The following is a 12746-nucleotide window of genomic DNA, read 5'->3' as shown; positions in this document are numbered from 1 at the left end:
ATTAAAATAACTGACTATAAAATTTTCAAGGATAATATATAATTCAAAACAAAATGGTAAAAATTAAAACAGTAGGTATTTTGACTTCAGGAGGTGACGCTCCTGGTATGAATGCAGCCATACGTGCCGTTACGCGCGCAGGTATATATAATGGTTTTATGATAAAGGGTATATATCGTGGCTATGACGGACTGATAAAAGGCGAAGTAGAGACACTTACCACCGAGAACGTATCAGGCATCATTACTCGTGGCGGCACTATTCTGAAAACTGCCCGCTCAAAAGAATTTATGACCAAAGAGGGAATGGACAAGGCATACCAGACCTGTAAGAACGAGAATATCGACGCCCTTGTGGTGATAGGTGGAAACGGCTCGCTCACTGGTGCCCGGAATTTCGGAATGGAATATGACTTCCCTTGTATCGGTCTTCCCGGAACTATCGATAATGACCTGTATGGTACCGATTCAACAATTGGCTATGACACCACGATGAACACTATCATGGAGTGTGTTGACCGCATTCGCGATACTGCAAATTCTCACGAGCGCATCTTCTTTGTTGAAGTAATGGGCCGTGATGCCGGTTTCCTAGCCCAAAACTCAGCAATTGCTAGCGGTGCTGAAGCAGCCATTATTCCTGAGGACATGACAGATGTTGACCAGTTGGCACAGTTTATGAACCGCGGTATCCGAAAGTCAAAGAAATCGTGCATCGTCATCGTGTCGGAAAGTCCTAAGTGCGGCGCTCTTTACTATGCCGATCGCGTAAAGAAAGAATTTCCCGATTATGACGTGCGTGTGTCAATCCTCGGTCATCTGCAGCGTGGTGGTTCTCCTTCAGCTCACGACCGAATTCTGGCGAGTCGTACCGGTGTAGGAGCCATCGAGGCCATTATGCAGGGACAGCGCAACGTGATGGTGGGTGTACGCAACAACGAGATTGTTTACGTGCCGTTCTCAGAATGTATTCGTACCGATAAGCCATTCGACAAAAAACTAATCAAAGTGCTCGACGAACTGAGCATCTAACTATCAATATTGGTAAATGAAACTCTCAGAGTTGAAAACAGGCGAGAGCGGTATCATTGTCAAGGTTCAAGGACACGGCGGATTCCGCAAACGCATCATTGAGATGGGCTTTGTAAAGGGCAAGCAGGTGGAAGTTCTGCTCAATGCTCCTTTACAAGATCCCGTGAAGTATAAGGTATTGGGCTATGAAGTGTCACTGCGTAGGCAAGAAGCCGAAATGATTGAGGTGGTGACCGTGAGCGAACAAACAGCCAAAATGACTGCTGCAAGCAATGACTATCACTCAAATACAGAGACGGAAAAGCCTGTTAATGTAGTATCACACAAGCATGATTACCTGAATTCTTCACTACATAAGGACGATTATTTGCAGCATGTGGCCTTTGAACGCCGCCGTACTATCAATGTTGCTCTTATAGGAAATCCAAACTGCGGAAAAACCTCACTTTTCAACTTTGCTTCGGGTGCTCATGGACATGTGGGAAATTATTCTGGCGTAACCGTCGATGCATCTGAGGCTCACGCTTCCATGTTTGGCTATGAGTTTAACCTTATAGATTTGCCTGGAACCTATTCGCTCTCTTGTTATTCGCCAGAAGAGCTGTATGTCAGGAAATACCTGATTGAACAAATGCCCGATGTGGTAATCAATGTGATTGACTCCAGCAATCTGGAACGTAATCTCTATCTTACCACCCAGCTTGTTGACATGGACTTGAGAATGGTAGGCGCACTGAACATGTACGACGAGTTTCAGCGGAGAGGCGATAATGTGAACCTTGACACGCTTTCCACGCTCTTCGGTATGCCTATTGTGCCTACATCGTTCAAAACGGGTGATGGAGTGAAAGAACTGTTTAAGGCCGTTATCCAGGTGTATGAAGGCGCCAGCAGTAAAGCCCGCCATCTGCACATCAACTATGGGCACGAAATAGAAGCCGGCATCAGCAAAATTCAGCAGTATCTTAAGGCTGACGAGCATATCCGTCAGCGCTATTCAACCCGCTATCTGGCTATCAAGCTGCTGGAAAACGATGATCACGCCACACAGTATGTTAATCAGCACTTTGCCGAAGAACACCGCGTTGACGATCGTAAAAAACTGCTCATAGCGCGCAATCAAGCTGCCCAGCGAGTGCTGGAAGAAACCGGTAACGATGCTGAGACGGCCATCATGGATGCTAAATACGGTTTCATCAACGGAGCCCTTACAGAAGCCGAATATATTACAGGTACCAAGGAAGATACATATCGTACTACCCACCTGCTGGATCGCATTCTGTCGAATAAGTATCTCGGATTCCCAATCTTCTTCCTCATCCTGTTTGTCATGTTCCAAACCACCTTTGCCTTAGGACAGTATCCTATGGACTGGATAGACGAACTGGTCAACATGCTGGGTAATTGGGTGGGGCAGACTATGTCTGACGGCCCTCTGCGCTCGCTTGTAGTAGATGGAGCCATAGCTGGTGTGGGTGCAGTAATCGTGTTCATGCCCCAGATACTGATACTATACTTCTTCATCTCGCTGATGGAGGATTCGGGCTATATGGCTAGGGCGGCTTTTATCATGGACCGGCTGATGCACAAAATGGGATTGCATGGAAAATCGTTCATACCGCTCATTATGGGATTCGGATGTAACGTGCCCGCAGTAATGGCTACACGAACAATAGAAAGCCGTCGCTCGCGCATCATCACCATGCTCATATTGCCCTTTATGTCGTGCTCAGCTCGTCTTCCCATTTATATCATGATCGTTGGCACATTCTTCTCCATTCAGGCACGCTCATGGGTGATGTTGTCGCTCTATTTCATCGGCATCGTAGTGTCAGTGATTATGAGCAAACTCTTCTCGGTATTTGTGTTTAAAGGCGAAGATACCCCCTTTGTAATGGAACTGCCCCCATACCGTTGGCCCACAGCTAAGGCTATAGCCCGTCATACCTGGGAGAAATGTAAGGAATACCTGAAAAAAATGGGTGGTATCATCCTTGTGGCAAGTGTTCTGGTTTGGGCACTCGAATACTTCCCCCACGATGAATCGCTCACTCAGCAGCAACAGCAAGAGCAGAGCTTCATAGGACGGATGGGTAAAACTATCGAACCCGTATTTACACCACAGGGATTCAATTGGAAACTTGATGTGAGTCTCATAGCCGGCGTGGGGGCTAAGGAAATTGTGGCTTCAACCATAGGCGTGCTTTACAGCGGCGATGACTCTTTTGCTGATGATGACAGTTTCAGCGAAGACAATTTAAAGTATATGGTGTTGCGCCAACAGATGCTCGCCGATGGCGTCACACCGCTTGCTGCCTATTGTTATCTACTGTTTGTACTGCTCTACTTCCCTTGCATAGCTACTATCGTGGCTATCAAGCATGAAACGGCTTCATGGCGATGGGCACTTTTCGCTGCAGGCTATACTACACTCACGGCTTGGGTTGTCTCTGCTTTGGTTTATCAAATAGGAAGTCTCTTCTTGTAAGGAATGATGGTTGAAAGTATTGTAGAACACTCATTTATTATACATAATGGCTGAAAAAGGTAATAATTGTTACAATTTCATAATAAAAAATGAATATTTGTTTGGCGAATCCAAATAATTGCACTATTTTTGCAGCTAATAATCGACTAACCCCATGAAGTAAAGTCCTTAACATGGAACAAAACTTAGAATCTCAGATTAACCGATCTGACTACAAAATATTGATTGTTGACGACGTTGTTAGTAACGTGTTGCTTCTGAAAATTCTACTTACCAACGAGAAGTTTCAGGTGTGCACTGCTAATTGCGGTAACATGTGTATAGAGCAGGCTAAAGCTGAAAAGCCAGATTTGATTCTTCTTGATGTTATGATGCCAGATATTAGCGGTTTTGATACTGCTGTTATCTTGAAAAAGGATCCTGCTACAGCAGGAATTCCTATTATTTTCCTAACCGCTCTAAATAATCCCAGCGATTTGGTGCATGGATTCCAGGTTGGTGCAAATGACTTCCTCACAAAGCCATTTAATAAGGAAGAACTTGTAGTGCGCGTCATGCACCAGATAGCATTGGTAGCAGCCAAGCGAATGATTGAAAAACAGAACGAAGAGTTGCGTGCCACTATTAGCAACCGTGATAAGATGTATTCTGTTATTGCTCATGATCTGCGCTCTCCAATGGCATCTATCAGAATGGTTCTCAACCTTGTGGTGTCTGCTGTTTCGCGTGATCAGTTAGGTCCTGAGTTGTTTGATCTGCTTGACAAAGCCAATCGCGAATCGGAAGAATGTCACGACTTGTTGGATAACTTGCTGAAGTGGACAAAGAGTCAGACAGGAAGGCTCACCGTAGTGTTGCAGGATTTGGATCTCAACGATATTATTCCTGGTGTTGTTGATATATTCGAAATGATTGCCATGACCAAGAAGATAAAACTTCAGTATCAGGGAACACCTATGAAGGTGCGTGCCGACAATGATATGCTGAAGACGATTGTCAGAAACTTCATGTCGAACGCTATAAAGTTTAGCCCAGAAGAATCAACTATTGATATATCCCTGAGTAAAGAAGGCAAATTTGCAAAAGTAAGTATTAGAGACCACGGAGTAGGTATTGCGCCTGAGCGTTTGGGGGATATATTTAGAAAAGGTGAGACAACGTATGGAACAGGTGGTGAGGAAGGTTCAGGACTGGGACTTCAGTTGTGTGCCGATTTCTCACGCAAGATAGGAGGCGACGTGATGGTAGAATCTACATTAGGTGAAGGATCTACCTTTAGTGTCCTTATACCATTAATCAGTTGACATTGATTATTTGTTTCATTTCACTTTGAAATGATTAGGCAGAAGACGAGAGTTAATTAATGTAAATTGGCGTTGATTTCTTTCGTCTTCATTTTTTTGTATTCAAATTAAATTGTAACTTTGCATACGAATACATATTCAATAGCGTTTCCTGTTCTTGGAAACGTGCTGCTCAGTCAATTAGAATGGCAATTTTAAGAGCAGACAACCAATAATAATTTTTTATCCGAAAGTAATTAAGCTTTTAAGTTATACTATGTATACAAAAGAACAATTAGAACAGATGGAACCTGCCCAGCTGCTAAGTGTTGCAGCCGAATTGGGTGTTGAAGTGTCTCAGGATGACGAACTTGAAAAAGTTGTTTATGCAATTCTGGATCAAGCTGCCATTGACAGTGCATCAGGCTCATCAGCCATCAAGCGTAAACGCACCAGAATAGCTAAGAAAGATACAGACAAAGTATATAGTGTTAATGGAAAGTCAGGAGAGAATCTTGATTCTAAGACTTCTAACGATAAAATAGAACAGCCATCACTCTTTAGCGATAATCCAGTAGCGGTAGAAACTAACGAGACTGTTGAACCCGCGCCTGCGTTACCTAAACATCGCGGTAGAAAATCAAAGGCCGAACTGGCAGCAATCGCCGAAGCTGAAGCTATGAAGAATGCAGAAAGTGAAAGCAAACCAGCAGTAGAAGAAGTATCTCTTGATTCTGTAATTCCTGAAGCAGAAGAGAATTTCGAACTTCCGACTTCAGATGAACAGGCCAATTCTGAGATGCTGGAACAATTGCAGGAGAAGATGTCTCAATATCAGGTTTCAGCACCAATTGAAGAAGAAATTGACTTCGAAGCTAATCCTGACGGCGTATGGGCAGGAGATCCAGGTGATGGTACTGATTTTATTCCTATTATCGACCTTCCTATAGAAGATCAGGCTGCTATTCCTACCCTCGATATTTTCGACCGCCCCGTTATACAGCATTCTGAACAGGCATACCAGCCCGTAAACACTCCGATTGTTGCTGCTCAAAACAATGCCTACGACTTTGAGGACTTTATCACTGGAAATGGCGTTTTGGAGATTCTGCAGGATGGTTATGGCTTCCTTCGCTCCAGTGACTATAATTATCTGTCTTCGCCCGATGATATCTATGTGGCTCCACAGCAGATTAAGAAATATGGTTTGAAAACAGGTGATGTAGTAGATTGTACCGTTCGTCCTCCACACGATGGTGAGAAATATTTTGCTATGTCGTCTGTTAACATGATTAACGGGCGCAATCCTTCTGAAGTGCGTGATCGTGTTTCGTTCGAACACCTTACTCCTCTCTTTCCGGAAGAGAAATTCGTGTTGTGTGGCGATCCTTCAACCACCAATCCCTCTACTCGTATTGTTGACCTTTTTTCACCTATAGGTAAAGGTCAGCGTGCACTAATTGTAGCTCAGCCAAAGACTGGTAAGACAATCTTGATGAAAGATATTGCCAATGCTATTGCGGCTAACCATCCAGAAGCATACATCATGATGCTGCTCATCGACGAACGTCCTGAGGAGGTGACAGACATGAGTCGTACTGTGAATGCAGAAGTGATAGCCTCAACCTTTGACGAGCCTTCAGATCGTCATGTGAAGATTGCAGGCATTGTGCTGGAAAAAGCAAAACGAATGGTAGAGTGTGGCCATGATGTGGTAATTTTTCTTGATTCTATTACTCGATTGGCCCGTGCCTACAATACTGTTTCTCCTGCTAGCGGAAAGGTTCTTACTGGTGGCGTTGATGCTAATGCCCTGCAAAAGCCTAAGCGCTTCTTCGGTGCTGCACGAAAGATTGAAGGTGGCGGCTCACTCACTATCATTGCTACAGCTTTGGTAGATACTGGTTCAAAGATGGATGAGGTAATCTTTGAGGAATTCAAGGGTACAGGTAACTCTGAAATCCAGCTCTCACGTTCTCTGTCTAATAAACGAGTATTCCCCGCTATTGATCTTGTACAGTCGAGTACGCGTCGTGACGATCTGCTGCAGAGTGCTACTACACTCAACCGTATGTGGATCATCAGAAAGTTCATTGCCGAGATGAATCCTATTGAAGCTATGAATACGGTTCGCGATAGATTGGTACAGTCGCGCAACAATGAGGAATTCCTGCTTTCAATGAATGGATAAGTAGTTTTTCCCTTGACGGTTAAATGCTATGATATCGGATAACGCTTAATATATCATTATTGTGATAGGAACAATTGTCAATACTTGTACCATTATTGCCGGTAGCATACTGGGTGCGATATTAAGTAAGGGTATTAAAGAAAAATATAAGAATGGACTGTATGATGCATTAGGTTTGGCTTCGCTAGGAATCGGATTGAATGCAACAATTCAGAATCTCAGCAAAAGCGAATATCCAGTTTTGTTTATAGTTTCACTGGCCATTGGTACATTAGTGGGAACAAAACTAGACATCGATGGACATTTTCACAGACTCGTAGAGCAACGAAGTGCTAAGAAAGGATTGGCCGATGGATTATCAACGGCCATCCTTCTTTATTGTATAGGACCGCTATCAATGCTGGGACCTGTGATCTCAGCTCTGAAGGGCGACCACACTTTTCTGTTTACAAACGCAACGCTCGATTTCGTTTCCAGTACAATATTCGCCTCTACCTATGGTATCGGTATGATTTTGGCTGCACCTGTATTGTTCCTTTGGCAGGGAATGTTTTGGCTGGTAGCCCATATTTCAAGTCAGGCAGTGAGTGAATCCTTAATGGCAGAGTTGTTGATTATCGGTGGACTGATGATTACAGGTAGTGGTCTGTCATTGTTGCGTATCAAAGATTGTAAAACACTCAATCTGTTGCCAGCACTTTGTATTCCGATTGTGTGGTTCATCATCTCTCATTTCATATCATAATATCCTCACTATTTAAGGAACTTTTTTTCTGATAGAGTAAGTTCATCCTTAAAATAAAGAACTTCCTGAGGTTAGACAATATCGATATTAAAAAAGATTCTTCTTTTTTCCATTGTATGAACGAACAAGCCCATCAATTATTAAACCAACTAAACGAAAGCCAACGCGAGGCTGTAGAATACTGTGAAGGAGCCTCATTAGTTATTGCTGGTGCAGGCTCGGGAAAGACTCGTGTATTGACCTATAAAATTGCCTATCTGCTTCAGTCAAAGGGGTTGAACCCTTGGAATATTCTTGCCCTGACTTTTACCAATAAAGCCGCTCGTGAAATGAAAGAACGTATAGGTCGGTTAGTTGGAGAAGAAACGGCTCGATATCTGCAAATGGGCACATTTCACTCTGTTTTTGCTCATATATTGAGAGTTGAATCAGAGAAGATTGGTTTTTCATCAAATTTCACCATCTATGATCAGACGGATGCCCGTTCTTTAGTAAAGAGTATATGTAAGGAGTTAGGCCTGGATGAAAAAGAGTATAAGCCATCCTCTGTTGCCGATCAGATATCGATGGCAAAGAACCACTTGATTCTTCCACAGCAATTCGTAAACAGCTCGTTGTTCAATCCCAAACGAACAAAAGTTGTCGAAGTGTACAGCCGCTATATAGAACGTTGTCGTCAGGCTAATGCGATGGACTTTGACGACCTGTTGGTTCAAACCTATCTGTTGTTCGCTCATCACGAAGAAGTGAGAAGAAGGTATGTTGAGAAGTATAATTATATTCTTGTTGATGAGTATCAGGATACTAATCACGTACAACAGGAAATATTGTTCCAATTGACTAAAGAACGTCAGCGCGTATGTGTAGTAGGCGATGATGCACAGAGTATTTATAGTTTTCGTGGGGCCAATATCGATAACATTCTGAATTTCCAGAAAGCATATGACAATACCCGACTGTTCAAACTTGAGCAGAATTATCGTTCTACTCAACTCATTGTGGAAGCCGCCAACAGCTTGATTAAGAAGAACGAGCGACAGATTCCAAAAGATGTGTTTAGTAAGAACGACGAAGGTGATCGTCTTACTCTGAAACCAGCTTATAGCGATAAGGAGGAAGCAATTATCGTTTGTAATGACATTCTTAGGATAAAACGAATGGAACAGGCTCAATATAACGATTTTGCTATTCTTTACCGAACTAATTCGCAGAGTCGTTCTTTTGAGGAACAGATGCGAAAAATGAATATACCATATCGCATCTTTGGCGGAATGTCATTCTATCAACGAAAAGAAATTAAAGATGTGATTGCCTATTATCGTGTAGTTACAAATCCTAACGATGAAGAGGCTTTGAAACGAATCATCAACTATCCTACTCGTGGCATAGGTGATACTTCTTTGGCTAAAATAGTGAATACCGCTACTGCTTATGGGGTATCGTTATGGCAAGTTATCTCTCAGCCAGTATTGTTTCATCTCGAGATGGCAAAATCTACAGCCGGAAAAATCGAAGCTTTTCGTCAACTTATTGAAAATTGGCGAATGCGGGTCGATAAGGAGGATGCTTACCAGTTGGGGCACTCTATCGTGATGGAAAGTGGTATTTCAAAGGATATATATAGTAGCAGAAATCCTGAAGACATATCCCGTCAGGAGAATCTTGAAGAATTCTTAGGTGGAATGCAAGATTTTGTAGAGAGTAGAAAAGAAGAGGATATGGGGGAACAAATCTATTTGGGCAATTTCCTCCAAGAGGTTGCGTTACTTACTGATTTGGATAGCGATGATGCTGAAAATCAGCCTAAAGTATCGCTCATGACGATTCATAGCGCTAAGGGACTTGAATTTCCTACAGTATTTGTTGTTGGACTTGAAGAGAATATATTCCCATCGCCGATGTGTATAAATTCGCTGCGTGAATTGGAAGAGGAACGCAGATTACTTTATGTCGCCATTACTCGTGCTGAGAAGCATTGCATACTTACTTGTGCGCAGAATCGTTTCCGATATGGCCGTATGGAGTATGATACACCATCGAGATTCATTCGTGATATAGATGCTCGTCTGCTTCATGTTGTTAGCGATAATAAATCCTACAGGAATGATGACTTTGGCGATAGTCAGCTTCCATGGAACCAACGTTCGTCACATAGTAATAGTGCATGGATGCAGAATCCACGCCCTGTATCTTCACAATTCAGAGCAGATCCATTACCACGTGAAGTTCCACCTCGAAAGGAAGAAACTCCTGTTGATCCATTTAGTAGCTCATTCAGGCAAAAGCTAAACCAAGCATCTGGCGGAAGATTCAAACCTGTATCAAAAGCAGTGACTCAACCATCTGCCTATTCTCAAACAAATAACTTGTCTAATTCACCCATTTCTCTTCGCGAAGGAATGACCATAGAACATCAGCGTTTTGGTATAGGAAAAGTTTTGAAAGTAGAAGGCTCTGGCGAAAACGAGAAAGCAACTGTGGAATTCCGCAATGCAGGAGTCAAGCAGCTATTATTGAAATTTGCAAAATTCAATGTTGTATAATCTTCAATAGATAGGTAGAATTTTATTGTAAAAGCGAATTTAAACAGTTATATGGACTTCATATAAATAAATAATAAATAAGGTAAATTATTTGGGCAAATTCATTTTTCTCATTATATTTGCAAAAACTAATTACCTTATAACTAAATAAAATACAATTGAGAATTATGAAAAAGAAGTTTATTTGTGCTGTTTGTGGCTACGTGTATGAAGGTGATGCAGCTCCTGAAAAGTGTCCAATTTGTAAAGCTCCAGCCTCAAAGTTCTCAGAACTAAAGGAACAAGCAGGTGATGTTACATACGCAACTGTTCATCGTTTAGGCGATGGAAAGATTGAAGGCGTACCTGAAGAAATGATTCAGGAACTGCGTAATAATTATAATGGTGAGTGCGGTGAAGTAGGTATGTATATTGCGATGGCTCGTCAGGCCGATCGCGAGGGATATCCTGAAATCGCTGAAGCATTCAACCGTTATGCTCTTGAAGAGGCTAAGCATGCTGCTCAGTTTGCTGAACTGCTTGGTGAGGTCGTTTTCGATACTAAGACCAATCTGGAGAAACGTGCTGCTGCTGAAGAAGGTGCTTGCGCTGATAAGTTTGAACTGGCCAAACAAGCTAAGGCTATGGGCTTTGATGCTATTCACGACATGGTTCACGAAGCAGCTAAAGACGAGGCTCGTCATGGTGCTGGATTCGCAGGATTGCTGAAGCGTTATTTTGGCAAGTAAGAATCTAGAGTTTCCCAACTATGATAATAAGAAACATGGTTGGAATACACAATAATTAGAGAGTAAATCCGTTTTATCATTACGATGAAACGGATTTACTATTTCCTTATAACGACTCTATTGTTAGCATGTTCGGACAATGATTCCTTCACAACGAATCCTTCCGCAAAACTAACATTTTCAGAAGACACTGTAATAATGGATACAGTGTTTTCCACTGTGGGGTCTTCAACATATACACTTTGGGCATATAATAATGCATCTGATGGTCTGCGTATTTCATCTGTTCGATTGAAACATGGTAATCAGACGGGTTTTCGTGTAAATGTAGATGGTAGTTATTTGGATAATTCTTTAGGCTCCGTAACAAATGACCTTGAAGTTAGAAAAGGTGATAGCATTCGTATATTTATTGAACAGACTGCTCCGTTAGGAGATAGTGATATCGCTAGAATTATTACTGACCATCTGGTGTTTACATTAGAAAGTGGGGTAGAGCAGAATGTAGTACTCAACGGTTGTGCGTGGGATGCGGTGATGCTGAGAGATATTGTAGTGAGTCATGATAGCATAATCCAATCAAAAAGACCTATTGTCGTTTATGGTGGTATCAAGGTCGAAAAAAACGCTAAGCTCATTATACAGAATACGACTCTATATTTCCACGATAAAGCAGGTGTCGAAGTGTATGGAAAATTGCAAACGGATAGTGTGACATTTCGTGGCGATCGTTTAGACCATATGTTTGATTATTTGCCCTACGATCGTATAAGTGGTCAGTGGAAAGGAATTCATTTCTATGGTTCATCAGCGGACAATCAGTTAAAGTGTACAGAATTGAGAAATGCTATGAACGGTATAGTCTGCGATTCCGCCTTATTGTCGTCAAGCAATCAACGCATTTATATGGAAAAATGTATCATCCATAATTGTAAGGGAAATGGATTGGAAGTTTATAATTCTTATGTGGGATTAAAGGACTGTCAGATTTCTAATACTTTAGGTGATTGTGTGTTGGCTTACGGTGGAGCAGTATTACTTGATGGGTGCACTATTGCTCAGTTTTATCCCTTCGCAGCCGATAGGGGGGTAGGACTCCGTTTCTACAACAAATATAACGGATATAATTATCCGCTTGAAACGCTCAAGTGTACTAATTGTATTCTTACTGGCTATGCTGATGATGAACTTATGGGGCAACAATTAGCTGCAGATTCAGTAAATTTTGCTTATTATTTTGAAAACTGTTTACTGCGCACGCCTAAAGTAAAAGACGATACGCTGCATTTCAAAAAGATTATTTGGGAAAATCCAAAAGACGAAATTCAAGGAAAGAAACAATTTGTATTAATAGATGAGGAAAATCTCATATATGATTTTCACTTGGATTCACTCTCTACAGCTAAAGGGCTCGGATGCTATCGTTAAAAACGACATATCTTCACGTAAAAATTTGAAGTAGATCCCTTTGGATATTTTTTTTACTCCGTCTTCTTTTGCTTTCGCTTCAAGCCATTCCTTGTTGGCTTTTATGTGTTCCTTTTTTATTCATGTTAATCGTTGATATAGTTTTTAGTACTCATATCATAATATAGTGCTTCTAGTTCCTGTAGGGTTAATTTTTCTACAGAATGTTCAATTACACGTATTAGTTCATCCCGTCGATAATCGTCTGATATATTGTTGAATCTATTCATATATGTCGTTTTGTTATTTGTTTTAATACAACAATCATTG

8 protein-coding genes are annotated in these 12746 nt (G+C 41.8%); all 8 read left to right on the top strand.

The features are described from left to right. Positions 1-53: 53 nt before the first annotated feature. The 8 genes from pfkA (at position 54) to L6475_RS06965 (ending at position 12437) form a co-directional block, all read left to right on the top strand. Positions 54-1031 (top strand): 6-phosphofructokinase, encoded by a 978-nt coding sequence (gene pfkA, locus L6475_RS07000; protein ID WP_237818491.1) that lies wholly within the window; start codon positions 54-56, stop codon positions 1029-1031. 16 nt (positions 1032-1047) lie between these two features. Next, positions 1048-3519 (top strand): ferrous iron transport protein B, encoded by a 2472-nt coding sequence (gene feoB / locus L6475_RS06995; RefSeq protein WP_237818489.1) that lies wholly within the window; start codon positions 1048-1050, stop codon positions 3517-3519. Positions 3520-3692: 173 nt separating this feature from the next. Beyond that, on the top strand, positions 3693-4823 hold the full coding sequence (locus L6475_RS06990) for a hybrid sensor histidine kinase/response regulator (RefSeq protein ID WP_237818487.1): 1131 nt from the start codon (positions 3693-3695) through the stop codon (positions 4821-4823). A gap of 256 nt (positions 4824-5079) precedes the next feature. Next, positions 5080-6993, top strand: a complete 1914-nt coding sequence (gene rho / locus L6475_RS06985; RefSeq protein ID WP_237818485.1) for a transcription termination factor Rho — start codon at positions 5080-5082, stop codon at positions 6991-6993. Between the two features lie 61 nt (positions 6994-7054). Next, on the top strand, positions 7055-7738 hold the full coding sequence (locus tag L6475_RS06980) for a DUF554 domain-containing protein (protein ID WP_237818483.1): 684 nt from the start codon (positions 7055-7057) through the stop codon (positions 7736-7738). Positions 7739-7854: 116 nt separating this feature from the next. After that, entirely contained in the window at positions 7855-10281 is a 2427-nt protein-coding gene (locus L6475_RS06975) for an ATP-dependent helicase (protein WP_237818481.1), read from the top strand. Positions 10282-10448: 167 nt separating this feature from the next. Continuing rightward, on the top strand, positions 10449-11009 hold the full coding sequence (locus L6475_RS06970) for an NADH peroxidase (protein WP_237818479.1): 561 nt from the start codon (positions 10449-10451) through the stop codon (positions 11007-11009). A gap of 198 nt (positions 11010-11207) precedes the next feature. Then, positions 11208-12437 carry a right-handed parallel beta-helix repeat-containing protein gene (locus L6475_RS06965; protein WP_237818477.1) on the top strand — a complete coding sequence of 410 codons (1230 nt, stop codon included), beginning with the start codon at positions 11208-11210 and terminating at the stop codon, positions 12435-12437. Positions 12438-12746: the final 309 nt, after the last annotated feature.

Origin of the sequence: Prevotella sp. E9-3, from assembly GCF_022024015.1 — a bacterium.
In the GTDB taxonomy this organism is placed as follows: Bacteria; Bacteroidota; Bacteroidia; order Bacteroidales; family Bacteroidaceae; genus Prevotella.
The sequence above is the reverse complement of the archived record's forward strand: the minus strand, read 5'-3'. Positions and strand labels throughout refer to the sequence as shown.

Excerpts from the sequence above, each read along its gene's own strand:
- L6475_RS06975 (WP_237818481.1), top strand. The coding sequence starts at position 7,855 with ATGAACGAACAAGCCCATCAATTATTAAACCAACTAAACGAAAGCCAA.
- rho (WP_237818485.1), top strand. The coding sequence starts at position 5,080 with ATGTATACAAAAGAACAATTAGAACAGATGGAACCTGCCCAGCTGCTA.
- feoB (WP_237818489.1), top strand. The coding sequence starts at position 1,048 with ATGAAACTCTCAGAGTTGAAAACAGGCGAGAGCGGTATCATTGTCAAG.
- L6475_RS06970 (WP_237818479.1), top strand. The coding sequence starts at position 10,449 with ATGAAAAAGAAGTTTATTTGTGCTGTTTGTGGCTACGTGTATGAAGGT.
- pfkA (WP_237818491.1), top strand. The coding sequence starts at position 54 with ATGGTAAAAATTAAAACAGTAGGTATTTTGACTTCAGGAGGTGACGCT.
- L6475_RS06965 (WP_237818477.1), top strand. The coding sequence starts at position 11,208 with ATGGATACAGTGTTTTCCACTGTGGGGTCTTCAACATATACACTTTGG.
- L6475_RS06990 (WP_237818487.1), top strand. The coding sequence starts at position 3,693 with ATGGAACAAAACTTAGAATCTCAGATTAACCGATCTGACTACAAAATA.